Genomic DNA, 25,050 nt, shown 5'->3' with positions numbered 1-25,050 from the left:
GGCGTCAGGCCCGGAGCCGGCGCATCAAGACGCCGCCGACGAGGACGACCGCCGCACCCGCCGCGAGACGTGGAAGGCCCCTCCGCAGCTTGTGCTCGGCCACGTCCACGCGGTCCGCCAGCAGCAACATCATCCAGTGCCGCGTCCAGTGGTCCGGGTACTTGTAGGCCAGGCGGCGCAGCACGCCGGAGACGCCCTGGGGCGGCTGGGCCGTGCCGAACACCAGCGGCATCTTCCGCGCGGGCTGCCCGTGCTTGAACACCGCCACGTCCGACTGCTGGCGGGACGGCGTGCCCCGCGCGTCGCCGCGCAGCTGAGGTGACTCCTCCTTGGGGAAGCCGGGGCGGTTCTTCGGGTCGGCGTCCACGCCGTAGCCGGGGATGTTTCGCGCGTTCGGGTTCATGGTGGGCTCCTTCCACTCAGGCATGGCCATGCGGGGAGAGGACGCACTTGATGCAGCCGTCCTGTTTCTTGGAGAAGAGGTCATACGCCTTCGGCGCGTCCTCCAGGCTGAAGCGGTGGGTGATGATGCCCTTGGCGTCCACGCGCCCCTTGCGGATGTGCTCCAGCAGGTGCGGCATGTAGCGCTTCACGTTGCACTGGCCCAGCCGCAGCGTCTGGTTCTTGTTCATCGCCGTGCCGATGTCGACCAGGTTCCACGGCGGCCCGTACACCCCCACCACGGAGATGACACCGCCCTTCCGGGTGGCGTGCATGCACCAGTTGAGCGCCGTGGTGGTGCCCGCCTCGGCCATCAGCCCCAGGCCCAACACGCGCTGCAGGAGCGAGCCTTCGGCCTCGCAGCCAACCGCCTCGATGCTCACGTCGGCGCCCCGGCCCTCCGTGGTCTCCTTGATGGCGGTGACGATGTCCACGTCCTTGAAGTTCAGCGTCTCCACGTGGGCGAACTTCCGGGCGAAGTCGAGCCGGTAGTCCTGCAGGTCCACCGCGATGACGCGGCCGGCGCCCATCAACCACGCGCTCTTCATGGCGAAGAGGCCCACCGGGCCCGCGCCGAACACCACCACCGTGTCCCCCGGCTGGATGCCTCCCATCTCCGCCCCCATGTAGCCGGTGGGGAAGATGTCGCTGAGGAAGAGGACGTCCTCCTCGTCCATGTCCTCCGGAATCTTCATGGGCCCCACGTTGGCGAAGGGCACGCGCACGTACTCCGCCTGCCCGCCGTCGTAGCCACCCGTGGTGTGCGAAAAGCCGAACGCGCCGCCCGCGACGTCGCTGGACGGGTTGGAGTTCTCACAACACGCCGTCAGGCCCTTCTTGCAATAGAAGCAAGCGCCGCAAGAGATGTTGAAGGGCACCACCACCCGGTCACCCGGCTTGAGGCTGGTCACGCCCGGGCCCACCTCCTCCACGACGCCCGCGAACTCGTGGCCGAACGTGCAGCCCACCCGCGTGTCGGGGATGAGGCCGTGCAACAGGTGCAGGTCCGAGCCACAAATGGCCGTCTTCGTGACCTTGAGCACCGCGTCCTGCGGGTGCTCGATGCGAGGGTCCGGCTTGTCCTTCACCCGAACCTGGTACGGCCCCTGGTAGCTGAGTGCGCGCATGCGAGTTCTGCTCCTTTGTGGGTAAAGGAGTGAGGACCGCGCATTGACACGGCAAGGCGGGGCCGGCGCCCGTGTGTGTGCTCCCTGTCCTGGCTGGCCGCGCCGGGCGAGCAGGCCCGACAGGGCTCCCCTGCCCGCTCGCCCCGCCGGTCCACCGCCGGCGCGCGGAGGCTTTCCGCTACGCTGGGGCTCCCTCCCCTGATGCGGGAGGACTCACCGAAGGAGGCGGCGGCGGTCCATGGACATCCATCTGGCGGAGGAGATTCGCAAGCAGGTCGAAGAGGCCTTCCGCAAGCGCGGCCGGGTCAACATCGTCATCGCGGGCCGCAGCGGCGTGGGCAAGAGCACGCTGGTCAACGCGGTGTTCCACGGCCGCATCGCGGACACCGGCCAGGGCCGCCCCGTCACGAAGGAGACGCGCGAGTACACGAAGGACGGCATCCCCGTCAGCATCCTCGACACCCGCGGCCTGGAGCTGGGCGCCTTTCAAGAGACGCTGAAGCTGCTGGAGGAGCTGGTGGCCGCGCGCGCCAAGGACGCGGACGCCACGCGCCACCTGCACTGCGCCTGGCTGTGCATCAGCGAGGACTCGCGCCGCGTGGAGGATGGTGACGTGAAGGCGGCGGAGATGCTCGCGCGGCACATGCCGGTGGTCGTCGTCGTCACGAAGGCCCGCAGCGACCAGGGCCTCCGCGCGGAGGTGCAGAAGCTGCTGCCCATGGCCCGCAACGTCATGCGCGTGCGCGCGCTCCAGGAGACGGACGACGAGGGCCACACGCTCCAGCCCAAGGGCCTGGTGGAGCTCGTCGAGCTCACCATGGAGCTGGTTCCAGAAGCCCAGCGCAACGCCTTCGCCGCCGCCCAGCGCGTGAGCATTGGCCAGAAGCGCAAGCGCGCCCACGGCATCGTCGCCAGCGCCGCGGCCGCCGCCGGCCTCATTGGAGCCGTGCCCATCCCTTTCGCCGACGCCGCCCTGCTCGTCCCCACGCAGGTCGGAATGCTGGCGGGGGTGAGTAGCGTCTTTGGCCTCCCGCTGACGGAGGCCTTCCTCTCCACGCTGGTGGGCGCGGGCATCACCGGCCTGGGCGCGACATTCACCGGCCAGTCCATCGTGTCCGGCCTGCTGAAGCTCGTCCCCGGCCCGGGCACGGCGCTTGGCGCGCTCATCTCCGCCACCACCGCCACCGCGCTCACCACGCTGTTCGGCGAGGCCTACGTCGCCGTCCTCTCCAAGCTGATGGAGAAGCGCCGCGGCGAGCTGCCCACGGAGGAGGAGGTCATCCAGGCCTTCCGCGAGGAGATGTCCCTGCGCGGCGCCGCGTGAGCCGCCCGGCCTACTTCACGCGCTCGATTTTGTACCGGCGGCCCTTGATGCGGCCCTCGCTCAGCCGCTGGAAGGCCACCCGCGACACGCGCCGGGCGACGGCGACGTAGGCCACGTGGTCCTGGATTTCAATCTTGCCCACGTCGGTCGCCTCCAGCCCGCCCGCCTCGCCCGTGAGCGCGCCCAGGACGTCCCCGGGCCGCAGCTTGTCCTTGCGTCCGGCGGAGATGTAGAGCGTGTCCCACGTCGACTCCAGGGACACCGCGTTGCGCGGGTCCGCCGAGGGCAGCGACTCCACGTCCCCGCGCTCCAGCTTCACCCCGGTGGCCAGTTGGATGTCGTCCACCTTGCGGCCATCCCGAGGCGCGACGATGGAGACGGCCAGCCCCGCGCGCCCCGCCCGTCCGGTGCGGCCGATGCGGTGCACGTAGGGCTCGGCCTGCATCGGCAGGTCGAAGTTGATGACGGCGTCCAGCGCCTCCACGTCGATGCCGCGCCCCGCCACGTCCGTGGCGATGAGCACCCGCGTGCTCTGGTTGCGGAACTTCGCCATCACCCGGTCCCGCTCGAACTGCTCCAAGTCCCCCTGGAGCCCGTCCACGCTGACACCCGACGCGGAGAGCGACTTCTTCAGCTCCACCACCGTCGCCTTGAGGTTGCAGAAGACGATGGCGGACGCCGGCTGGTAGTGCCGGAGGATGCGCAGCAGCAGGGCCTGCTTCTCTCCCGGCTCGCAGTCGTAGCGCACCTGCTGGATGTCGGGCCCCGCGGTGGTGCTCTCCACCGTGACGCGGACGGGTTGACGCTGGAAGTCGCGGCTCAGCGCCTCGATGTCCGGCGGGAAGGTGGCGGAGAAGAGCACCGTCTGCCGCCGCGGCGGCATGGCCCCGAGGATGCGCTCCATGTCCTCGCGGAAGCCCATGTCGAGCATCCGGTCCGCCTCGTCGAGCACCACCGTGGACAGCTGCCGCGTCTCCAGCGCGTCCCGGTCCAGCACGTCAATCACCCGGCCCGGCGTCCCCACCGCCAGGTGCGCGCCCTTCTCCAGCGCCTCCAACTGCGGACGGATGGGCTGGCCTCCCGCGAGCACCAGCACCTGGAGCCCAGGCAGCCGCCGCCCCAGCCTGCGGATCTCCCCCGCCACTTGCGCGCACAGCTCGCGCGTCGGGCACAGCACCAGCGCCTGCACCTTGCGGTGCTGCAACTGGACCTTCTGGAGCAGCGGCAGCGCGAAGGCCGCCGTCTTCCCGCTGCCCGTCTGCGCCTGACCGACCAGGTCCCTGCCCTGGAGCAGCACCGGGATGCTCTGCGCCTGGATGGGCGTGGCCGACTTGAAGTCGAGCTCCTCCAGGACCTGGAGCAGGGGAGGAGCCAGCGCGAGCGATGAGAAGTCCATTCGGGGCCCATGGCACGGCACACCCGCCGAAGCCAGGACAAGTGAAGCCACCACCCCACCTGGCCGCTCTCACTGGATGCTTGTCACACTTTCTGTGAAAATCTCGTTTTTACCGAAAAGCAGCTGTGCCTGTCCCTTGCCTGGAGCCCCCATGTCCCCCATCCGTATCTCCCTCGCCCTGCTGGCCACCACCCTCCTCGCCATTGGCTGTGGCGGGCCCGAGGAGCAGCGCATTGAAGAAGGTCCGGCGCCGGTGCTTGAGTCCTCCGGCGACACGGCGGGCGACGTGCAGGCGTTCAACGCCTGCACCGTGACGCTCGCGTGTCCGGGCGGCACGTCGATTCAGTGCGGCAGCCTCCTGGGGGACTGCCGCTCCACCACCAAATCCGTGACGTGTGATGGCGTCACGCGCACCTGCGGCCCCACGTCCTGTGCTCCGGCCCGGAAGAGCATCACCGAGAACATCAGCGTGTGCTACCCGTCGAGCCACCCCTACGGGCGCTACTCCATCTCCAGCCCGGAGAGCGGCGTGACGTACACCTGGTCCAGCAACTACGCCTCGCTGCACAACAACACGGGCTCGTACGTCGTCCTCTCCGCCACCTCGGTGGGCTACTTCACCCTGTACGTGACGGCCTCGCGCCCGGGCTGCGCCCAGACAACGACGTTTTCGGCGGACTTCTACGCCGAGGACGCGGCGTCCTGCTTCTGAGGCCCTGACGCTCGACAGGAGGGCCCGCCCTGGGAGCCTGCTCGCTCCCCCAGCGGTCCGCCGTGAAACCGCCCGCCCCCTGACAGGGCGGGCGACCGGCAGCGCATGCGACAGGAAGTCCTGGTAAGTGGCGACATCCCCGCTTCATGGAGTGCCCCGCATGGAGACGTCTGTCTGGAAGTCCCTGGCCCTCGCGTTGCCGCTGATGGCGGCCTGTGGTGGCGCTCCGTGGCAGGAGGAGACGTCCGCCAGCGCCACGGCGTCACAGCAGGCGCCGCTCACCACGCCCACCGCCACGGTGCGCTTCCTCACCGGCTGGACGCACACACAGCACGGCGCCATCGTCCGCGGCGGCACGCTCGTCGTCGACTATGACTTGTACCGGATGACGGACTGCCACCACAGCACCTACGCCGGCCAGCAGGCGTGGGACACGCTGGCCTACGTCCGCTTCCTCCCCAGCGGACAGCTCTTCAGCGGCAGCGTGAAGCAGGCCACGGGCAGCACGTCGTTCGTGAACAAGCCCTTCGAGGTGACGGTGCCCTCGGACGCCACGAGCGTGGAGACGTGGTTCTTCACCTCCGGCCGCACCTGCGCGGCGAAGTACGACAGCAACCATGGCCAGAACTACGTCTTCCCCGTGGAGGCGCAGTCACCGTCCGCGGTGGCCTGGGCCGGTGACTGGGGCGGCAGCTTCGCGCGCGACTGCGAGCACCGCGACGGACTGGCGGACCCCATCGTCATCGACAGCTACGTCATGGAGCGCGCCTGCAAGTTCGTGGACGCGGACGTGTACGTGCCCGGCGTGACGGATGCCGCCACCGCGCGTCCGGAGCTCCTCCAGGCGCAGGTGGCGTTCAGCGTGGACGGCGCGGCCACGCAGCACCACTGGCTGGCCTATCAAGGTCGGGTAGGCAACAACTACCGGTATCGCTGGAACCTCGCCGCGCAGCCGCTCGCGTATACGCCGTGGAACGCCTATGCATTCGGGTTCCGCTATTCAACGGACGGTGTGAGCTGGTATCGCATCGCGAGCGGCGCTGGCCCCGCGGGCGGCACCGCGCGGACGGTGCAGCGCGGATTCTGAGGCACTCCACCTCTGTTGAATGCCGCTGGGGCCGTGCGCTTCAGCGGCAGTTCGGAAGAGGCGCTGTGGCAAGAAGTGTTCCCCTGAGAAGGCGAGCGCACTGCTCCCAATCATTCCGGTGGGGCCACACTCGGGCCGGGCCCAGGAAAGGGAACGCGAAATGACCGAAGGCACTCCACGCGTGGCGGAACGGATATCCACGGGCATTCCAGGCCTTGACACCGTGCTGCACGGCGGCTTCCGCAAGGCCCGCACCTACATGCTGATGGGCCTCCCGGGTTCGGGGAAGACCATCTTCGCCAACCAGGTGAGCTTCCACCACGTGAAGCGCCACGGCGGGCGCGTGCTCTACCTGACGCTGCTGGCGGAGTCGCACACGGAGCTGGTCGGCAACCTCTCCTCGCTGTCCTACTTCGACCCCACGCTGCTGCCCGACGCCATCACCTACCTGAGCGCCTTCACGGTGCTGGAGCAGGGTGGGTTGGACGCGCTGGCGGAGCTCATCCGCAAGGAGACGAAGAACCACCAGGCCACGCTGCTCGTACTGGATGGGCTGGTGGCCGCGGAGGAGGTGGCGCCGTCGCAGCAGGCCCTCAAGAAGTTCATCCACGGTCTCCAGGTGGTGACGGGCCTCATGGGCTGCACGACGCTGATCCTCACCACCGGCCGCGGCCAGGGCCTGCGCGCCGAGCACACCATGGTGGATGGGCTGCTGCTGCTCCGGCAGCGCCTGTTCGGCGCGCGTGCCGTGCGCGAGCTGCTGGTGCGCAAGTTCCGGGGCAGCCCCTATCTGCTGGGCAAGCACAGCTTCGACATCACCGAGGATGGCCTCGTCATCTATCCCCGCCTGGAGACGCTCGCGGAGTCCGGGCCTCCGCCGGGGCCGCCGCTGGACGCGAAGTGCGCGTTCGGCATCCCCGGGATGGACGCGATGCTGACCGGGGGCGTGCCCCAGGGCTCGACGACCATCCTCCTGGGGCCGTCGGGCGGCGGCAAGACGCTGCTGGGGCTGAACTTCCTCGCGGAAGGCGCCCGGCGGGGTGAGCGCGTGCACTACTTCGCCTTCTACGACTCCCCCGAGCGGATGGTGACGCAGGCGGCGGGCATCGGGCTCGACCTGAAGCCCCTCATCGACCGAGGCGACTTCGAGGTCAGCTTCCGGCCGCCCACGGAGAACCTGCTGGACAAGCTGGGCGTGCAGTTGTTGGACATCATCCGGACGCACGGCGTGCGCCGGCTCTTCCTGGACGGCTACGACGCGCTCCGCAGGGCGGCCATCCGGCAGCCCCGTGTGTCGCGCTTCCTGGCCGCGCTGGTCAACGAGTGCCGCACGCGCGGCGTGACGCTGCTCTACTCCGTCGAGCTGACCTCCGCGTTCGGCGCGGAGGTGACCTTCCCGATGAAGGGCATCTCCATGGTGGCGGAGAACGTCCTCTTCCTGCGCCAGGTGGAGCTGAACTCCCAGCTGCGCCGCTTCGTCTCGGTGCTGAAGCTGCGCAACAGCCCGCACGACACCGCCCTGCGCGAGCTGCGCATCCACACGACGGGGATGGAGGTGGCGGACACCTTCACGGATGTCGAGGCGATGATGAGCGGCCTGCCACGGTCGACCACGTGGTCCGAGCCCCGGCGTCCCGGCGGCGGGCGCCAGGGGACGTAGGCATGGGCCCCATCCTCATCGTCGATGACGAGTTCGGCATCGTCGAGGCCATGCGCGACCTCCTGAACGACGAAGGCTACCGGACCGCCATCGCGCTCAATGGGAAGGAGGCCTTGGAGCGGATGGCCGAGGAGCGCCCCTGCCTGGTGCTGCTCGATTACATGATGCCGGTGATGAACGGCCCGGCCCTGTTGGAGGCGATGGAGCGCAGTCCCCTGCTGCGCGACATCCCGGTGGTGATGATGAGCGCCAGCCCGCCGGACTACTGGAAGCACCTGCGCTGCGCGGCCTTCCTGCCCAAGCCCTTTTCCCTGGACGACCTGCTGGAGGTGGTGAAGCGCTTCGCCCAGGGAGCCATCCTCCAGTAGCGCGCCTCACCGCCCTGCGGCCTGGCAGGCAGCCGACGCATTCTGGGGCACGGTGTTCCTCCCGAGCGCCCAGCCCCCGGCTTCTGCCAGACTGCGCGCCGTGACGACCACCTCCGCCCTCTACCGCGACTGTGCCCGCCTCTTCATGGTGGGCTTTCCCGGCACTCATATCGACAGCGAGCTGGCCGCGCTGATGGATGACGGCATCTACGGCGCCATCCTCTTCAAGCGCAACGTGGGCAGCGCCGCGGACACGGCCGCGCTGTGCCACGCGGTGAAGACACGCGCGGGCCGGCCCTTCATCCTGTCGGTGGACCAGGAGGGAGGCCGCGTGGCCCGGCTTCGCGGCGAGCCCTTCACCGCGCTGCCGCCCATGCGTGAGCTGGGGCAGCGCGGCGACGCGGCCCAGGTGGAGCGCGTGGGCCGGCTGCTGGCGTATGAGCTGCGCGCGCTGGGCTTCGACTGGGACTTCGCGCCGGTGCTGGACGTGGACACCCACCCGGACAACCCCGTCATTGGCGACCGCAGCTTCAGCCGCGAGGCGGAGGAAGTGGCGCGGCTGGGCGTGGCGCTCGCGCGGGGCCTGGAGGCGGGCGGCGTGGCTTCGTGTGGCAAGCACTTCCCCGGTCACGGCGACACCACCACCGACAGCCACCTGACGCTGCCGCGGCTGCCGCATGACATGGAGCGGCTGCGCCGCGTGGAGCTGGTGCCCTTCCGCGCCTTCGCCCAGGCGGGGCTGGCGTCCCTGATGACGGCGCACGTCCTCTTCGACGCGCTGGACCCGGGCGTGCCCGCCACCATGAGTCAGCGCGTGCTCCAGGGCGTGCTGCGCGAGGAGCTGGGCTTTGACGGGGTGCTCGTCAGCGACGACCTGGAGATGAAGGCCATCGCCGGCCACTACTCCGTGGAAGAGGCCACCGTGCAGGGCACGCTCGCGGGCGTGGACCTGTTCCTGGTGTGCCACGACGCGGACGTGCAGCGCCGCGCCATCGAAGCCCTGGTGAAGGCGGTGGAGTCCGGTCGCGTGTCACGGGAGCGCATCGCGCAGGCGCACCGGCGGCTGGACGCGCTCAGTGCCCGCTTCGCGCACCCGGCGGAGGACCGGCTCGCCCTGCTGGGGAGCCCGGAGCACCACGCGCTGGCCGAGGGGCTCGTCAGCACCTTCACCGGCCGCGACCCGACCGAGGTGATGCTGGCCTCCCGCTGAAGGCGCGGAGGCCGGACTGCCACGCGCGCTCCCGGCGCCCTGCACCGGGAGCGGATGGAAGGGGCGGACTTCAGCGGCGGTAGGGGCCGCTGCGGTCCTGCCAGCCCAGCGGGCTGAAGCCGCTGGAGTGGCCACCGCGCTTGCCACCCAGCGCCGCGCCGTCCTCGCCCCCCAGGCCCTGGGCCGCGGGCGAGTACGCGGCGCCGCCCTGCACGTTGTACTGGTCACCCATCATCTTCCCGGCGTCGTCGATGATGGAGCGGCCCTGGGTGCCGTCGTTCTTCGCCGTGCGCGGGTCGATGCTGGAGCCAATCTGGTCGATGGTGCCGTTGTAGCCCCGGTTCGCCGGCAGCGTCCAAGGCGGCAGCGGCGTGTTGGTGTCGCCACCCTCCATGTTCTTCATCGCAGCGGGCTGGTCACCGCGCTGGGCGGCAAAGTTGCCCCGCGGCTCATCCGGCTGACTGCCACCCGTCTCCGGAAGGCCCCGGCAGCCCACAGCCAGAACCGCGCCCGCCATCAATGCCGCCGCCGAACCCCACCGCCGAATATTCCGCTCGCGCATGTCGACTCCTCCGAGTCCCTTCAAGCTGGTTGCTCGTACTTTCCGAAGATGGGGCACGCCGGGAATGGAGCCCCCGGGGTGACGCCATGTCCGCGTGACGACGGACCGCACGGACTCCACATATAGCCCCAGCGGCGGCCGGGAGCAGCCCTCTTCAGCGCTCCCGGCGCCCGCTCCGCTGAGGGCTGCTTCTTCGTCGAGGAAGCCCACTTCGAGGCCGCGGGCTGGCGGTGCCTCCGGGCCCGCCGGGGATTGCTCGATGGAGGACGTCTGGGACTGCGTCCTCCCTGAGCCGCCCGGAGCGCTACTTCCTGGTGGCCTTCTTCGCCGCCGCGGCCTTCTTCGCGGGCGCCTTCACGGACGCCTTCTTCTTGCCGGCGCCAGGCTTCTTCGCCGCGGGGGCCTTCTTCGCCGCCACGGACTTCTTCGCCGCGGGAGCCTTCTTCGCCGCGGGAGCCTTCTTCGCCGCAGCCGCGACCTTCCTTGCCGCACGAGGCGCCTTGGCGGCCGGAGCCGCCTTCTTCGCCGGCACCCGCTTGGCTGCAGCGGTCTTCCCCGAGACAGTCTTGCCCGCCGGAGCCTTCTTCGCGGTGGCGACCTTCTTCCCCGCGGGCGCCTTCTTCGCGGCGGGCTTCTTCTCAGCACCGTCCGCCGCCGGGGCATCGCCCTTCAGCGCGGCCAGCACCTCGGCGACGTGGCCGTTCACCTTCACCTTGGGCCACACCTGCTTCAGCACGCCATCCGGGCCAATGAGGAACGTGGCCCGGGTGATGCCCAGGAACTTGCGGCCATAGAGCGACTTCTCGCCCCAGACGCCGTAGGCCTCGGACAGCGCGTGGTCCACGTCGGCCAGCAACGGGAAGGGCAGGTTGAACTTGGTCGCGAACTTCCGGTGGCTCGCGGTGCTGTCCGCGGACACGCCCAGCACCACCGCGCCCGCGGCCTCCAGCGCGGAGTGCTCATCGCGGAAGCCACACGCCTCCACGGTGCATCCGGGGGTGTCGTCCTTCGGATAGAAGTAGAGGACGACACTCCGGCCCGCGAACTGCGCGAGCGATACCGGGGTTCCATCCTGGTCGGGGAGCTGGAACGCGGGGGCCTGGTCACCTGCTTGGGGCATGGGCATGCGGGCTCATTAATCACAAAGCCCGCGCCACTCAACGTCCAGCGACAGCGCCCCGTCAGTGGGCGGGATGCCCCGCTTCACCACCATGGTCATGCCCATGCTCCCCGGGCGGATGGCTGTGCGCCTCCAGCCGGACCAGCGCCTTGCGGCACTCGGTCAGCGCCTGGTGCAAGGGCTCCCGGTCCGCGCCCTCCGGCGTCTGGCCCAGCCGGATGGCCAGGGCCTCACACGCGGCGCGCCTGGCATCCACCTCCGACGTCCCGGGGCCCGTGGCCCCCGGCGTGGCCAGGGGGCGCGGCGGCAGCTTTCCCCGCAAGCGTCGAATGGTGGCGATCCGCTGCTCCGCCTCCGGACGGGCCTTGGAGTCCTTGGGAATCGCCTCGAAGGCGTTGATGACGGGGTCCCATGCCGGGTCCAGGGGAGACACGCGGCGGTCAATCAGCTCGCGGTAGGACTTCTCCGCGTCCCGGAGCTGGTCGGGCCCCTTGTCGCAGCCAGGCGACAGAAGCAGACAGAGCGCGAGCGACATGACGGCGGACAGCCGTCGGGTGGTCATCCTCATGAAGGGTCGGTTCTCCTCTCCTGCTGGCCTCCCGATTGAAGCACGGCTAGGGTGCCGCGTCGTGCAGCCCATTCTCCTCGCCTTCCTGCTTGGCCTGTCCCAAGGCATGCTCCACGCCGTGGGCCCGGACCACTGCGCCGCCATGGCCACCCTCGGCACCCTGGGGGGAGGCCGGCGCCGCGCCGCCATCGCCACCGCCGTGCGCTTCGCGCTGGGACACGCCGTCATGCTGGGCGGCATCGCCGCGCTCTGCATCCTGGCGGGCGTGGGCCTTTCAGAGACCTTCGAGCGCTGGGCCGAGATTTTCGGCGGCGCCGTGCTGGTGGCCCTCGCGGTGGCCGCCCTGCTGTTCCCCAGCAGCCTGGACCACGGTCACCCGCACCTGCCCGGCCACACCCAGGAGCCGCACCAGCACGTGCACACGGTGAGCACCACCGCGGGCGCGCTGATGGCCGTCAGCGGCGTGCGCTCGCTGCTGCTGGCCCTGCCCCCGCTGCTGGTGGGCGGCAGCATGAGCATGGCCGCGTGGATGTACCTGCCCGGCTTCGCGCTGGGCATCCTCATCGGCATGGGCGTGGTGGGGCTGATTTTCGCGGAGGGCATCGCTCGGCTGAACGCGCGAATCACCCTCTGGGTGCAGCGCGCGGTGGCCGTGGGCTCCTGCGCGCTGGGCCTGTTCTGGATGGGCTCGCGGCTCGTCGGCGGCTGAGCCCCTTGGTACAGCGTCCCCGCCCGTGACGGCGGGGACGGACAGCGCGGCGGCTAGCTGCGCTTGTCCAGGATGCCCAGCGACATCATCGCCACCAGGAAGCCGTAGACGACGTGCTCGGGGCGGTTGGCGAACGCCAGCAACTCCGCCACGGTGCGGTTGCCGTCAATCTTCGGCAGCAGCTCCGCCTCCCACCGCTCCAGCTCCACTTCGTTGAGCTGGTAGGCCGGAGCCACGGCGGGGATGAGGCGGTCCTCTGGCTGGAGCAGACGCCGCAGGCGCTCCGGCTTGTAGAGCTTCTTGATGCCCCGAACGATGAGGTTGGCCGGGTGCAGGTCCAGCTTGATGGACTCCGCGCTCGCCTTCTCCCGGAAGCTCAGCACGTACGAGCCTTCATCCCACGCGAAGAGCGAATAGATGACGGCCTTCACCTGCTGGCCCACGTAATAGAGGCGCTCGGTGTCCTTGAGCAGCCCGCGCTCCACCAGCACGTCGCCGGTGCGGCGGTTGGACTGCGCGGCCACCGCCGACGCGTCCTGGAGCTGCTCCGGCTTGATCTTGCCCACGCGGACGAGGAACTGGCCGAAGCGGTCCGCGAGCAGGTTGGAGAGGGCGAACACCGGCGTGCCCTTCTCGAAGTAGACGACCTTCTTCACCTTGCCCTTCTGCACGCCCAGCTCACCCGTCTCGCGGGAGAGATAGAAGGCGGTGAGGAGCGAGGGCAGGTTGTCCCGGATTTCGCCACGACGGCTGCCCGGCGCGCCCGCGGGCGGCGGGTCCGGCGGACGTCCTGGCGTGGGCGGGCGCACGTGGGTGGCCGGCACCTTCTGCATGGGGCTGGCCGTGAGGTTGGCGCCGCGAATCTCCGCCGTGATGTTGCCGCCGCCCGTCACCTTGATGCGGCCGGTCAGTTCCATGGCGTCCTGCGGGCCCTCCTCCTCCACGTCGATGTCCAGCTCCACCTCGAAGGCGTCCTGGAGCGACGCGGCCGAAGCGGAGGGCTTCTCCGGAGGCAGCACCTTCGTCATCGCCTCGAGCAGCTTCTGGGCCTCGAAGGGCTTCTCGAAGTAGCCAGCGGCCTGGTACTTGGTGCGCGACTCGACGGCGTGCTTGCCACCCTTGAAGACGCCGGTGATGAAGAGGAGCGGGAGCTGGGGGTTGTCCTTCCGCAGCGCGTCCGCGAGGTGGTACCCCATCATGTCGGGCAGCAGGATGTCGAGCACGGCCGCCGCCGGAGGCTGGGCCTTGGCCAGCTCCACCGCCTGCTTGCCGCGGCTCGCACCCAGGACCTCGTAGCCCGCCTCCTCGAAGAGCTGCGTGAGGAGGGACAACAGCTCCTGATTGTCATCGACGACGAGGATTCGGGGTGCCATCGCGGGGCGTACCGTACCAGATGCGAAGGGAAGGGTCAGACAATCTGCCCCCGGGTGCTCCTGCCACCGCGGAGGATGCATCCGTCCCTCCAGGCGGTTAGGGTGACGGCCCCGATGTCTCCCTTCCGCTCTCACCTGCGCCGCCTGCTGGCCTGCCTTCCCCTCCTGCTGCCGCTGGGGGCCATGGCCCAATCCGACGGTGGGCTCGACGCGGGCCTCCCCGACGCCTCTGTGGGCGAGGGCGGCGCGGACCGGGACAACCCCGAGGGCGACGACAGTACAGGCAGGGTGAATACGTCCTGCCGCAGCACCCGGGATTGCTCCCCCCGCTTCACCTGCGATGACGGGCTCTGTCGCTACACTGGCGTGCGCCAGGCAGACCAGCAAGGCTGCGTGCTGGGTGCCCAGGCCGCGCTCCTCGTCGTGGGCCTGGCCGCCGTGGCTGGGTACAGGCGCAGGCGTTAGGAGCACACGCATGAGGCTGGGGCTCAAGGCGGACAACCTGCTGGAGCGCGTGGCGGACTGGCTCAACCTGGCCCCACAGCCGGTGGCCCAGGCCTTCTTCGGGATGATGGCGTCGCGCACGCTGATGGCCGGCGCGCGGCTGGGCGTCTATGAGGCCCTGACGGACGGACCGGTGTCCGCAGAGACGCTGGCCGAGCGGCTGAAGCTGTCCCAGGAGGGCACCCGCACGCTGCTGGAGGCGCTGATCGCCTGCGAGGCCGTGGAGCGCCAGCGCGGTGGACGCTACCGGCTGGCCCCGCGCGCCAGGCGCTGGTTGGACCCGCGCTCGCCCCGCTACGTGGGCGCCTTCTTGGAGTTCAACTACGCCCAGTGGGATTGGTGGAACGGGCTGGAGGGCGTGGTGCGCACCGGTCAGGCGGTGGACATCCACGGCTTCGCGCCCGACGACGCGCGCTGGCGCGACTACATCCATGCCATGCACCAGCTGGCGCGGCTGGCGGCCCCGGAGGTCGCGGCGGCCATCCCCCTGCCCCGCGGTGCGAAGCAGGTGTTGGACCTGGGCGGCGCGCACGGCTGGTACGCCGCCGAGCTGTGTCTGCGCAACCGGGGCCTGAAGGCCACGGTGTTGGATTTGGAAGGCAGCGCCCGCGTGGGCCGGGAAATCATCGCCTCGGCGGGGCTGAGCCACCTCGTCACCCACCGCGAGGGCGACATCCTCACCGCGGAGCTGGGCGGCCCGCATGACGGGGTGATGCTCTTCCAGGTGATGCACCACCTGTCCCCCGCACAGAACGTGGCCCTGCTGCGGCGGGTGCGCGCCTCGCTGGCGCCCCGGGGGACGCTGGCGGTGCTGGAGTATCTGCGTGAGAGTGTCGACACGCCCACCAGCGCGGCGCCATTGATTGGCTTGCACTACTTCCTCACCTCCGGCGCGGCCGCCTACACGCCCGCCGAGGTGGAAGGCTTCCTGGACGATGCGGGCTTTCGCATCGAGAACAGCCGCCCTATCCGGCACCTGCCCTTGCAGACGCTTTTGGTGGCTCGACTGGACTGAGCGTCCACCCGACCGCAGTTCTGGCGTGCCTGCCCTGAGGTGGCTTTTCCGCGCGGAGGGCGTCTGCGCTACCCTGCCCGCCCTTTGACGGCTTCCGTCACACCGCTGCCCATGCTTCCCCAAACGCCCCTCCCCGAGGACTCTCCGGACGTACCACTCGCCGTCGACCTCGACGGGACGCTGGTGCGCACGGACACGCTGCACGAGAACCTGCTGGTCCTCTTCAAGCGTGCCCCCTGGCTGCTGCTGCTGGCCCCCTTCTGGGTGCTCAAGGGCAAGGCCTTCTTCAAGGCGGAGGTGGCCCGGCGCGCGGCCCTGGACGCGGCCAGCCTGCCCTACCACGAAGAGCTCCTGGCGTACCTGCGCGAGGAGCAGGCCCGAGGCCGCCGGCTGGTGCTGGCCACCGCGGCGGACCGGCGCATCGCCGAAGCCGTGGCCGCGCACCTGGGCCTGTTCTCCGACGTCGTCGCCAGCGAAGCGACGGTGAACCTGTCCGGCGCGCGCAAGCTGGCGAAGCTGAAGGAGCTGCTGGGCACCTTCGACTACGCGGGCAACGACACGGTGGACCTGCCCTTGTGGCGTGAGTGCCGCCGCATCGTCGTGGTCCACGCGCCGGCCGGGGTGCTGAAGCAGGCCCGGGGCCTGGGCCGCGACGTCCACCGCGTCTTCGAGCGCCCCGACACCCACCTCCGCACCTGGGTGAAGGCGCTGCGCGTGCATCAGTGGGCGAAGAACGCGCTCGTCTTCGTGCCGCTGCTGGCCGCCCACAAGGCCACCGAGCCGGACAAGCTGCTCCAGGCGCTGCTGGGCTTCGCGGCCTTCAGCCTGTGCGCCTCCAGCGTGTACGTGCTGAATGACCTGCTGGACCTGGACTCCGACCGGCGCCACCCGACGAAGAAGAAGCGCCCCTTCGCGGCCTGCACGCTGCCGGTGAGCACCGGCGTCATGCTGGCCCCCGTGCTGCTGCTGGCCGGCGCCGCGGTGTGCCTGCTGCTGCCGCCCGCCTTCGCCGCCCTGCTGGGCACCTACTACGTGCTGACGCTGGCCTACTCGCTGCGGCTGAAGCAGGTGGTGATGTTGGACGTGCTGGTGCTGGCCGGGCTGTACACGGTGCGCATCTTCGGCGGCGCGCTCGCGGTCAACGTGCCCACGTCCAGCTGGCTGATGATGTTCAGCATGTTCCTCTTCCTCTCGCTCGCGCTGGTGAAGCGCCTGAGCGAGGTGCGCCGGCTGCGGCAGTCCAACGAGGCGTCCGCGCATGGCCGTGGCTACCTGGCCCAGGACTACGAGCAGCTCGCCAGCCTGGGCGCGGCCTCGGGACAGGTGTCCGTGCTGGTGCTGGCGCTCTACATCACCTCCGATGAAGTGACGGCGCTGTACGCCCACCCGGAGCGGCTGTGGCTCATCTGCCCGGTGATGCTGTACTGGGTGGGCCGGGTGTGGCTGCTGGCCCACCGCGGGCTGGTGAACGAGGACCCGCTCGTCTTCGCCCTGAGGGACCGGGTGAGCTACGCGGTAGGGCTCGTGTGCGCGTTGGTGCTATGGGCCGCCACGTGAGAGGTCTTTCGCGATGAAGTCACGGGAGTCCTGGGGGCGTTACCCCCAAGTCGAACAACGCACGCACGCCCTGGCGTGGCGCTCGGACGCGCTGCCCAGGAAGGACGTCAGCCTGCTGCCCCACGGACTGGGGCGCAGCTACGGCGACTCGTGCCTCAACGCGGATGGCACGCTGCTGCTCACCACGGGGATGGACCGCTTCATCGCCTTCGACCCGGCCACGGGCGAGGTCCGCTGCGAGGCGGGCGTGTCGCTGGACACGATTCTGCGCCTGGCCGCGCCGCGCGGCTGGTTCCTTCCGGTGACGCCGGGCACCAAGTTCGTGACGGTGGGCGGCGCCATCGCCAACGACGTGCACGGGAAGAACCACCACCGGGGTGGCACCTTCGGCCGCTACGTGCGGCGCTTCGAATTGCTGCGCTCGGACGGCAGCCGCCGGGTGTGCGCGCCGGATGAGAATCCGGACTGGTACGGCGCGACGATTGGTGGCCTGGGTCTCACCGGCCTTGTCACGTGGGCCGAGGTGCAGCTCAAGCCCATCAGCAACCCGTACGTGCTCCAGGAGACGGTGCCGTTCGGGAACCTGGAGGGGTTCCTCGACGTGGCCCGCGCGTCGGAGAAGGACTACGAGTTCACCATGGCGTGGGTGGACTGCCTGGCCCGGGGCAAGAAGCTGGGACGGGGGCTCCTGTACCGGGGCAACTTCGCGCCGCCGCAGTTCGACGGGCTGCCGCTGGCCAAGAGCCACCTGTCACACGGCGTGGGGCTGGCGGTGCCCATGGACATGCCGGCCTTCTGCCTCAACCGGCTGTCGGTGTCCGCCTTCAACTGGCTCTACTACCACCGGCAGAACGGCAAGCCGAAGCAGCGGCTGACGCACTACGACCCGTTCTTCTACCCGCTGGACGCCATCTACGGGTGGAACCGCATCTATGGCCGGCGCGGCTTCCTCCAGTTCCAGTGCGTGGTGCCCTACGCCACCGCGAAGGACGCGCTGAAGGAAATCCTGGAGCGCAGCGCGCGCGGCGGACTGCCCAGCTTCCTGTCGGTGCTGAAGACGTTCGGTGACATTCCCTCGCCGGGGTGGCTGTCCTTCCCGCGAGAGGGCGTGACGCTGGCCATGGACTTCGCCAACCGCGGCGAGAAGACGTGGAAGCTGGTGGAAGATTTGGACCGGCTGACGCGGCAGGCGGGCGGCGCGGTGTACCCGGCGAAGGACGCCCGGATGAGCCCGGAGCACTTCGCGGCGTACTTCCCGCAACGTGAGCGCTTCATGCAGTACGTGGACCCGTCGTTCTCCTCGTCATTCTGGCGGCGGGTGAATCCGGCGGCCCTGCCCTCTTCCCTGTCCGCTGACCTTCTTTCCGAGATTCGCTCCCCATGAAGAAAGTGCTCGTCCTCGGCGCCACCAGCGCCATTGCCCAGGCGACGGTGCGGCTCTTGGCCGCGCGCGGGGCCTCGCTGTACCTGACTGGCCGCAACGCGGCGAACCTCGACGCGGTGACGAAGGACGCCGCCACGCGCGGCGCGGCCAACGTCGCGTCGCAGGTGGTGGACCTGAACGACTTCGACACCCACGAGGCGCTGGTGGAGGCCGCGTACACGGCGCTGGACGGGCTGGACGGCGTAGTGCTGGCGCACGGCGTGCTGGGCGACCAGGCGGAGGCGCAGCGCTCGTGGACGGCGACGGAGGCGGTGCTGCGCACCAACTTCCTGAGCGCGGTGTCGCTGCTGACGGTGCTGGCCAACCGCTTCGAGGCGCAGAAGGCCGGCACGCTGGTGGTGATTTCGTCGGTTGCGGGCGACCGCGGCCGGCAGAGCAACTACGTGTACGGCGCGTCGAAGGGCGCGCTCAACGTCTTCCTCCAGGGCCTGCGCAACCGGCTGATGAAGTCCAACGTCGCGGTGGTGACGGTGAAGCCGGGCTTCGTCGACACGCCGATGACGGCGCACCTGCCGAAGAACAAGCTGTTCGCCTCGCCGGAGAAGGTGGCGCGCGGACTCTTGAGCGCGGCGGACTCGAGGAAGAACGAAGTCTATGTGCCCGGCATCTGGGCGCTCATCATGCTCATCATCCGGACCATCCCGGAGACGGTGTTCAAGCGCATGAAGCTCTGAGCAGGCGTGCCCGCTCAGTCCAGCGCGGGCACGTCGCGGCCCTCGCCGAAGCCCAGGGCCCAGAAGCGCGGCCGGACGGGCTCGCGCGCCAGCAGCCACAGCAGATGGTACTTCGCCTCGTCCTGGCCATCCAGCGCGAGCGCGAAGGTGCCGTAGTGCATGGCCACCGACGTGGCCGAGCGCAGCACCTTGTGCGCCCGCAGGGCCTCCACCGGCCCCATGTGGACCGGACGGAACGCCGTGGGCCGGTAGGCGCCAATGGGCAGCACCGACAGCCGCATGGGCCCGAAGCGCTCGGCCATCATCGCGAAGTGGGGACCGAAGCCCGTGTCGCCCGCGAAGAACACCGGCCCGCCAGACGTGGAGAGGACGTAGCCCGCCCAGAGCGTCGCCGCGCTGTCGGTGAGCCCGCGATTGGAGCGGTGCTGCGCCGGCACCGCCGTCACCGTGCGGCCCGGGGCCACCTCCGTGGACTTCCACCAGTCCAGCTCCACCACGTGCCGGAAGCCCTCATCGTCCAGCAGCGCCTTGTTGCCCAGCCCCACGATGAAGCGCGGCTGGTGCGCCGCCTCCAGGCGCCGCAGCGTCGGCAGGTCCATGTGGTCATAGTGGTTGTGGCTCACCACCACCACGTCGATGGGCGGCAGGTCCTCGAAGCGGATGCCCGGAGGCCGCACGCGCTTGGGGCCGAGGAAGGGCACCGGGCTCGGACGGTCCGAATAGATGGGGTCCGTCAGCAGGTTGAGCCCGTCCGCCTGGACGAGCACGGTGGCGTGGTTGATGAACGTCACCCGGAGCTGTCCCGGCCCCACGCGCTCCGGAGGCGACTTGCCCGGAGGTGCGTCCTCGTAGTCCCGCCACGGGCCACGAGGCCCCTTGCGGAGCGCCTTGAAGACCTCGTCCGGACTCAGGCGCTTGACGGGCTCCAGGTTCTGGAAGTGCTCACCGTCGAAGTGCTCCGTCACCGGCCCCTGGTGACGCGGACCGGCGAACAGACACCCTCCGAGCCACGGCACGCCCAACAGCAACAACACCGATGCGAGCCTCGACATGCGTGCGGCGCTCCCTGCGAGACACCTCGGAAGACAGCCCGCGCGGCCCAGGCCCGATTCCGTGTCCCAGCCCGGCAGTGGACCGGGTTCAGGCTCGGCCGGCAACCGGGAATGCACGCGCCCGAAGCGGCCCCCGCCCCCGCGCTCACGTCACGATGGCGTGCAGGACGCGCTCGAACAGCCAGGGCGTCTTCCCCAGGAGCCGCACCACGGGGCGGCGAAGCCAGGGCCGTCGCGCCAGCATGAGCAGCGCGCCCGTCGACCGGGAGTACTTGCCAAAGACGCGCTGGAAACACTGCTCGTAGGGCATCAGCGCCTCGCGCGTGGCGCCATGCATGAGCGCTTCCGGGAGCAGGTTCCCCAGCGACTCCGCGCACACGAAGGCCAGCGACAGGCCCTCTCCGGTGATGGCGTCCACGTAGCCCGCCGCGTCGCCCACCAGCGCGAAGCGGTCGGCGATGCGCGCTCGGGACACCCGGGCCAGCGGCCCCGCGCCGCGCGGCTGGGAGTCCGGCTCCGCGCCAGAGAGCCGCTCCGACAGCCTGGGGAAGCGGGCCAGCAATGCCTCGAAGCTCACCCGCCCTTCCACCACGCCGCCCTCCCAGAGGAAGGCCAGGCCCACGCGCCGCGCGCCCGCGGGCGTCACGTAGGCCTCAACGCCCTGCGCGAAGTGAATCTCCACATAGGGCGTCCACGGTGCGAGCTGGAAGTGTCGTCGCAGGCCGAAGCGGCGCGCTCCCGTGGGCTCCACCTCCAGGCCCTCCGCGCGGCGCAGCGGTGAAGCCAGCCCGTCCGCGGCCACCAGCATGGCGGCCTCCACCGGGCCCTCGGCCGTATGCAGCACCACGCCCTTGCCATCCCGCTGATGGGACAACACCTGCGTGCGCTCGCGCAGCTCCACGCCCACCGTGCGCGCCCGCGACACCAGCGCCGTGGCCAGCGCCACGCGCCGCACGCCCAGCGCGCCCTTGCCCGGGAGCAGGCCCTCCGCAGTGCTGCCATCTTCCTGGACGTAGCGGATGCCCACGAAGGGATGGCTGCCCTGGTCGTCCAGCAACGGCAGCACGCCCAGCCGCTCCAGCACCGCCATGCCGGGAGGCAGCAGCCCTTCACCACAGGCCTTGTCCACCGGCGCGGTGCCGCGCTCCAGCACCACGGTGTTCAGCCCGCGCAGCGTGGTGGTGATGGCCACCGCCAGCCCCGCGGGCCCTCCACCCACCACGGCGACGTCATACCGCTTCACGGCGTGGACTCCTCCGGGACTCGCGTCCCCATGACGGCGGGTCTCACGCCGACGCCGGCACACGCCACCCGGCCCGCGACGTCACGTGTCGCTCTCCGCGCGCACCATCGCCAGCGCGCTCTTGGCCATCTCCACCGCCAGCCCCACGGCCCCGACCTTCTTCGGCGGCGCCAGCTCCTCGGCCAGATAGCGGCGCAGCGCCTCGGCGCGGCGCAGCTTGCCGCTGGACGTGCGCGGCAACGTGCCTGGCACGAGCAGCCGCACGGCGTGAGGCCGCACGCCCGTCGTCTCCACCACCGCCGCGCGGATGCGCTCCTCGACCACGTCATCCGCATCCTGTCCCGCGCGCTCCGCGAGGATGAGGAGCGCCTCGTCCTCGGCGCCTTCGGGCGTGAAGCCCAGCGCCACCGCGCAGCCCATGCGCACGCCCGCCACGTTCTGCAGCGGCTCCTCGAACGCCTGCGGCGCGTGGTTCGCGCCTCGGATGATGACCACGTCCTTCGCCCGGCCCGTGAGGAACAGCTCGCCCTCCGCGATGAAGCCCAGGTCGCCCGTGTCCAGCCAGCCATCCCGCGTCAGCGTCCGGTCCGTGGCCTGCGCGTCCGCGAAGTAGCCGGCCATCAGGGACGGCCCCCGCGCGAACACCTGGCCCACGCACCGCTCCGCGAGCACCTCGCCCGTCTCGCCGCGCACCTCCACCTCGAAGCCCGCCACGGGCATGCCCACGCTCACCAACGCACGCGCGCCCTCCGCCACCCGGCCTTCCCGCGCCAGCAGCCCCGCGTCCACGCCCAGCGCGCGAGGCCCCCTCCCCTCCGGCGGGAAGGTGACGGCGAGCGACGCCTCGGACAGGCCGTATACCGGCCGCAGCGCCCGCGCGGAGAAGCCCCACCGCTCGAAGCGCTCCGAGAAGCGGCGCAGCGTGTCCATGGACACCGGCTCCGCGCCGTTGAGCGCGTGGCGCCACGACGACAAATCCACCCCTTCCAGCTCCGCGTCCTTCACCCGCTTCAAGCACAGGCCATAGGCGAAGTTGGGCGCGGGAGAGATGTAGCCCCGGTGGCGCGACAGCGCGCGGAGCCACAGCGCGGGCCGCGCGAGGAAGACCTCGGGGGGAATCAGCACCAGGCTCCCTGGGTAGTACAGCGCGGACAGCAGACAGCCGATGAGCCCCATGTCGTGGTACAGCGGCAGCCAGCTCACCCCCACCCGGGGCACCCCCTCCCCCAGCGGCATCGCCACCTCCAGCGCCGCGACCTGCGCCAGCAGCGCCTCGTGCGTCAGCATCACTGGCTTCGGGTCCACCGTGGAGCCGGACGAGAACTGGATGAGCCCCAACGCCTCGGGCCGCACGGGGGCCTCCAGCGCGTCGTCTCCTCTCGACACGTCATCCACCGTGTGGCAGCCCAGCCGGGGACGCGCGCGCTCCACGCTGGGCCCCAGCAGCAGCCGCACACGGGAGTCCGTCAACACCATCACCGAGCCCGTCACCTGGAGCATCCGCGAGGTCGCGCGGTGATACTCCTCCAGCCGCCCCAGCCGCACCGGCGGGTACAGCGGCACCGGCACCGCGCCGGCGAGCAACGTGCCGAAGAAGGCGTCCATGAAGGCCGGCGAGGTGGGCAGCAGCAACGCCACCCGGTCACCCTCGCGCACGCCCAGCCGGGCCAGCCCCGCGGCGGTGCGCTTCGCCCGTCGATACACGTCCGCCCAGGGCATGAACACCTCGCGCTCGGACGCGTCCACGAAGGTGAGCCCCAGCGGCGACGAGCGCCCGGTGTCCGCGAGCGCCGCGTTCACCGTCAGGTGCCTGGGCGGAGGCAACGCCGGGCCCACCAGTCGCGCGCCAGCGCCCTTCACGGCAGGGCCTCCTCCGGCAGGGGCTCCACCGGAGCCGCGACTCGCTGCGCCACCAGCTTCGCCAAATCTCCCACCGTGCGCACGCCCTGCGCGTCCTCTTCGGACAGGCGGATGCGGAAGCGGTTCTCCAGCCCCACCGCCAGCACCGTGAGGCCCAGGCTGTCCAACTGGAGGTCGCGTATCAGGTCCTGCGAGGGCTCCACCTCGCCCTTCCACTCCAGCTCCTCGGTGACGATGCGATGAATCTCCGTCATGACCTCCAGTTCGCGTTCAGCCACGTGGCACCTCCGGAATGAAACGAGGGCGATGGGAGAACGCCTGCGCGTACACCTCACCCAGCGCCGCCTCTTCCGCGCGAATCCGCACGTAGAGCAGCGCCGCATTACCCACCGAGAAGGCCAGCGCCGTCCACCATGCACCGTGGATGAGCGGCACACACGCCAACTCCAACACCACCGCGACATAATTGGGGTGGCGCAGGAAGCGATAGGGCCCGCCTGTCACCGGCGCCAGCCCCGGCACCACGATGATGCGCGAGTTCCACCGGTCGCCCAGCGTGGCGATGGCCCAGTACCGCAGCCCCTGCGCCACCACCGCGCCCGCCAGCGCCGCCCAGCCCCACGCGCCCGGGAAGCCGCGCCGCAGCAGGAACACCTCCGCCACGCACGCCACCAGGAACAGCGTGTGGAACACCACCATGAAGCGGTAGTGCCGCTGCCCCGTCTCCACCCCGCCGCGCGCGAAGGCCCGGGCGGCGTTGCGCTTGGAGAGCACCAGCTCCACCAACCGCTCCACGACGAGCGCCGCCATGAAGCCCAGGAAGAGGGCCTGCGTGGAGGTCACCATCGCAGCAGCACCATCTCCGCGCCGAAGCCCGGGCCCATGGCCATCATCACGCCCCACTCCCCCGGCCGCGCGCGCACGGACTCCAGCGTCTCGCCGAGCACGAAGAGCACCGACGCGGAGGAGAGATTGCCCACCTCGCGCAGGGAGGCCCACGAGCGCTCCAGCGTCGAGGGCGCCAGCTCCAGCGCCTCCTCGAAGGCCTCCAGCACCTTGGGCCCGCCGGTGTGCGCCACCCAGTGCCGGATGTCTTCGCGCTTCAGCCCGTGCTGCGCGAGGAAGCCGTCCACGTTGCCCCGGATGTGGTCCTTCACGAGCCCCGGCACCTTGGCGGACAGCACCACCTTGAAGCCGGTGTCCACCACGTCCCAGCCCATGATGCGCTCGGTGTCCGGGTAGAACACGGACCGCGACGCCACCACCCGCGGCCCTCGAGCCCCCGGAGCCGCGGCGCCACGGAGCACCGCGCACGCCGCGCCGTCGCCGAAGAGGCCGGACGCGATGATGTTCGGAATGGACAGGTCCTCGCGCTGCAACGTGAGCGAGCACAGCTCCACGGCGATGACGAGCGCCGTGTGCTCCGGAAAGCCGCGCAGGTAGTCCGCCGCCCGCGCCACGCCCGCCGCGCCCGCCACGCAGCCCAGACCGAAGAGCGGCGTGCGCTTGAAGTCCTCGCGGAAGCGCACGCGGTTGGCCAGCCGCGCGTCGATGCTCGGCGTGGCGATGCCCGTCACGGTGACGAAGAAGACGTGGTCCACCTCCCCGGGCGTGAGCTCCGCCGCGTCCAAGGCCTGGCGCACCACCGTTTCACCCAGCTCCGTGGCCGAGCGAATCCAGGCGTCATTGCGTTGCTGGAACGTCACCAGCGGTGGGTAGGCCTCCAGGGGCAACGCCAGATGCCGGCCCCCCACCTGGACGGCGCGGTGCAGGTCCTCCAGCCGCTCCAGGTTGAAGTGGCGCGTGGCCCACAGCTCGCGGAACGCGGCGATGAGCTGCTCCTGACTGGCGTAGTGCGGCGGGAGTGCCCGCCCCACGGCACGGATGGAGGGCGAGCGGTCCTGGCCTGAGGCACTGAGCATGGCGTTCCCGAATCATTCGCGTCGGTGGAGAGTGGACGCTTAATCGGAGATAGCGTCCAACGCGATACGGGATGTTCCAGCTGACGCCTCCCGCACGGACCGCGCCTGTCCGACTGTCACGC

At 70.5% G+C, this 25,050-nt stretch carries 25 protein-coding genes; 12 read left to right on the top strand and 13 right to left on the bottom strand.

Features of this window, described 5'->3' with window-relative positions; all coding sequences use genetic code 11:
• Positions 1 to 4: 4 nt before the first annotated feature.
• Both HV826_RS04305 and HV826_RS04300 read right to left on the bottom strand, forming a co-directional pair.
• On the bottom strand, positions 5 to 403 hold the full coding sequence (locus HV826_RS04305; RefSeq protein WP_255207892.1) for a hypothetical protein: 399 nt from the start codon (positions 401 to 403) through the stop codon (positions 5 to 7).
• A 16-nt stretch (positions 404 to 419) separates the two neighbouring features.
• Entirely contained in the window at positions 420 to 1,568 is a 1,149-nt protein-coding gene (locus tag HV826_RS04300) for a zinc-dependent alcohol dehydrogenase (protein WP_176415723.1), read from the bottom strand.
• 238 nt (positions 1,569 to 1,806) lie between these two features.
• Between HV826_RS04300 and HV826_RS04295 the strand changes: the two genes are divergently transcribed.
• The gene (locus tag HV826_RS04295; protein ID WP_176415722.1) at positions 1,807 to 2,892 is read left to right on the top strand and encodes a YcjF family protein; all 1,086 of its coding nucleotides are present in this window, start codon (positions 1,807 to 1,809) and stop codon (positions 2,890 to 2,892) included.
• Positions 2,893 to 2,902: 10 nt separating this feature from the next.
• On the opposite strand, the gene dbpA is transcribed toward HV826_RS04295, so the two are convergent.
• The gene (gene dbpA / locus HV826_RS04290; protein ID WP_176415721.1) at positions 2,903 to 4,288 is read right to left on the bottom strand and encodes an ATP-dependent RNA helicase DbpA; all 1,386 of its coding nucleotides are present in this window, start codon (positions 4,286 to 4,288) and stop codon (positions 2,903 to 2,905) included.
• A 151-nt stretch (positions 4,289 to 4,439) separates the two neighbouring features.
• Between dbpA and HV826_RS04285 the strand changes: the two genes are divergently transcribed.
• The 5 genes from HV826_RS04285 (at position 4,440) to nagZ (ending at position 9,325) form a co-directional block, all read left to right on the top strand.
• Positions 4,440 to 5,000 carry a hypothetical protein gene (locus tag HV826_RS04285; protein ID WP_176415720.1) on the top strand — a complete coding sequence of 187 codons (561 nt, stop codon included), beginning with the start codon at positions 4,440 to 4,442 and terminating at the stop codon, positions 4,998 to 5,000.
• Positions 5,001 to 5,160: 160 nt separating this feature from the next.
• Complete coding sequence (locus tag HV826_RS04280; protein ID WP_176415719.1) at positions 5,161 to 6,087, top strand: DUF6209 family protein; 927 nt, start codon at positions 5,161 to 5,163, stop codon at positions 6,085 to 6,087.
• A gap of 160 nt (positions 6,088 to 6,247) precedes the next feature.
• Positions 6,248 to 7,747: an ATPase domain-containing protein gene (locus tag HV826_RS04275; RefSeq protein ID WP_176415718.1), complete on the top strand. Its 1,500-nt coding sequence runs from the start codon at positions 6,248 to 6,250 to the stop codon at positions 7,745 to 7,747.
• 2 nt (positions 7,748 to 7,749) lie between these two features.
• Positions 7,750 to 8,115, top strand: coding sequence for a response regulator (locus HV826_RS04270; RefSeq protein ID WP_176415717.1), 366 nt, complete (start codon positions 7,750 to 7,752; stop codon positions 8,113 to 8,115).
• 100 nt (positions 8,116 to 8,215) lie between these two features.
• Positions 8,216 to 9,325, top strand: coding sequence for a beta-N-acetylhexosaminidase (gene nagZ, locus HV826_RS04265; RefSeq protein WP_176415716.1), 1,110 nt, complete (start codon positions 8,216 to 8,218; stop codon positions 9,323 to 9,325).
• Between the two features lie 70 nt (positions 9,326 to 9,395).
• On the opposite strand, the gene HV826_RS04260 is transcribed toward nagZ, so the two are convergent.
• The 3 genes from HV826_RS04260 to HV826_RS04250 form a co-directional block, all read right to left on the bottom strand.
• Positions 9,396 to 9,887 (bottom strand): hypothetical protein, encoded by a 492-nt coding sequence (locus HV826_RS04260; protein ID WP_176415715.1) that lies wholly within the window; start codon positions 9,885 to 9,887, stop codon positions 9,396 to 9,398.
• Positions 9,888 to 10,191: 304 nt separating this feature from the next.
• A complete protein-coding gene (gene bcp / locus HV826_RS04255; RefSeq protein WP_255217030.1) occupies positions 10,192 to 11,007 on the bottom strand; it encodes a thioredoxin-dependent thiol peroxidase in 816 nt (271 codons plus the stop codon).
• Between the two features lie 61 nt (positions 11,008 to 11,068).
• Complete coding sequence (locus HV826_RS04250) at positions 11,069 to 11,569, bottom strand: hypothetical protein (protein ID WP_176415754.1); 501 nt, start codon at positions 11,567 to 11,569, stop codon at positions 11,069 to 11,071.
• A 67-nt stretch (positions 11,570 to 11,636) separates the two neighbouring features.
• Here HV826_RS04250 and HV826_RS04245 point away from each other — a divergent pair, with 67 nt between their 5' ends.
• A complete protein-coding gene (locus HV826_RS04245) occupies positions 11,637 to 12,284 on the top strand; it encodes a hypothetical protein (protein WP_176415713.1) in 648 nt (215 codons plus the stop codon).
• A gap of 53 nt (positions 12,285 to 12,337) precedes the next feature.
• Here HV826_RS04245 and HV826_RS04240 read toward each other — a convergent pair whose 3' ends face one another.
• Positions 12,338 to 13,657 carry a response regulator gene (locus tag HV826_RS04240; protein ID WP_176415712.1) on the bottom strand — a complete coding sequence of 440 codons (1,320 nt, stop codon included), beginning with the start codon at positions 13,655 to 13,657 and terminating at the stop codon, positions 12,338 to 12,340.
• A gap of 114 nt (positions 13,658 to 13,771) precedes the next feature.
• On the opposite strand from HV826_RS04240, the gene HV826_RS04235 reads away from it, so the two are divergent.
• The 5 genes from HV826_RS04235 (at position 13,772) to HV826_RS04215 (ending at position 18,851) form a co-directional block, all read left to right on the top strand.
• Positions 13,772 to 14,122 carry an MXAN_6627.5 family MYXO-CTERM protein gene (locus HV826_RS04235; protein WP_176415711.1) on the top strand — a complete coding sequence of 117 codons (351 nt, stop codon included), beginning with the start codon at positions 13,772 to 13,774 and terminating at the stop codon, positions 14,120 to 14,122.
• Between the two features lie 10 nt (positions 14,123 to 14,132).
• The gene (locus HV826_RS04230; protein ID WP_176415710.1) at positions 14,133 to 15,176 is read left to right on the top strand and encodes a class I SAM-dependent methyltransferase; all 1,044 of its coding nucleotides are present in this window, start codon (positions 14,133 to 14,135) and stop codon (positions 15,174 to 15,176) included.
• A 111-nt stretch (positions 15,177 to 15,287) separates the two neighbouring features.
• Positions 15,288 to 16,733 (top strand): UbiA family prenyltransferase, encoded by a 1,446-nt coding sequence (locus HV826_RS04225; protein WP_176415709.1) that lies wholly within the window; start codon positions 15,288 to 15,290, stop codon positions 16,731 to 16,733.
• 13 nt (positions 16,734 to 16,746) lie between these two features.
• A complete protein-coding gene (locus HV826_RS04220; RefSeq protein ID WP_176415708.1) occupies positions 16,747 to 18,117 on the top strand; it encodes an FAD-binding oxidoreductase in 1,371 nt (456 codons plus the stop codon).
• Positions 18,114 to 18,851 (top strand): SDR family oxidoreductase, encoded by a 738-nt coding sequence (locus HV826_RS04215; RefSeq protein WP_176415707.1) that lies wholly within the window; start codon positions 18,114 to 18,116, stop codon positions 18,849 to 18,851. Before HV826_RS04220 ends, HV826_RS04215 begins: the two co-directional genes overlap by 4 nt.
• A gap of 14 nt (positions 18,852 to 18,865) precedes the next feature.
• On the opposite strand, the gene HV826_RS04210 is transcribed toward HV826_RS04215, so the two are convergent.
• The 6 genes from HV826_RS04210 to HV826_RS04185 form a co-directional block, all read right to left on the bottom strand.
• Positions 18,866 to 19,903 (bottom strand): MBL fold metallo-hydrolase, encoded by a 1,038-nt coding sequence (locus tag HV826_RS04210; protein WP_176415706.1) that lies wholly within the window; start codon positions 19,901 to 19,903, stop codon positions 18,866 to 18,868.
• 145 nt (positions 19,904 to 20,048) lie between these two features.
• Positions 20,049 to 21,146, bottom strand: coding sequence for an NAD(P)/FAD-dependent oxidoreductase (locus HV826_RS04205; protein ID WP_176415705.1), 1,098 nt, complete (start codon positions 21,144 to 21,146; stop codon positions 20,049 to 20,051).
• 81 nt (positions 21,147 to 21,227) lie between these two features.
• The gene (locus HV826_RS04200) at positions 21,228 to 23,006 is read right to left on the bottom strand and encodes a fatty acyl-AMP ligase (RefSeq protein ID WP_176415704.1); all 1,779 of its coding nucleotides are present in this window, start codon (positions 23,004 to 23,006) and stop codon (positions 21,228 to 21,230) included.
• Complete coding sequence (locus HV826_RS04195; RefSeq protein ID WP_176415703.1) at positions 23,003 to 23,284, bottom strand: acyl carrier protein; 282 nt, start codon at positions 23,282 to 23,284, stop codon at positions 23,003 to 23,005. Before HV826_RS04195 ends, HV826_RS04200 begins: the two co-directional genes overlap by 4 nt.
• A complete protein-coding gene (locus HV826_RS04190; RefSeq protein WP_176415702.1) occupies positions 23,277 to 23,852 on the bottom strand; it encodes an isoprenylcysteine carboxyl methyltransferase family protein in 576 nt (191 codons plus the stop codon). The genes HV826_RS04195 and HV826_RS04190 overlap by 8 nt, the downstream gene beginning before the upstream one ends.
• Positions 23,846 to 24,928, bottom strand: coding sequence for a type III polyketide synthase (locus tag HV826_RS04185; RefSeq protein ID WP_176415701.1), 1,083 nt, complete (start codon positions 24,926 to 24,928; stop codon positions 23,846 to 23,848). Before HV826_RS04185 ends, HV826_RS04190 begins: the two co-directional genes overlap by 7 nt.
• Between the last annotated feature and the right edge of the window lie 122 nt (positions 24,929 to 25,050).

The sequence above is a fragment of the Myxococcus sp. AM010 genome, assembly GCF_013372585.1.
GTDB lineage: Bacteria > Myxococcota > Myxococcia > Myxococcales > Myxococcaceae > Myxococcus > Myxococcus vastator.
The sequence above is the reverse complement of the archived record's forward strand: the minus strand, read 5'-3'. Positions and strand labels throughout refer to the sequence as shown.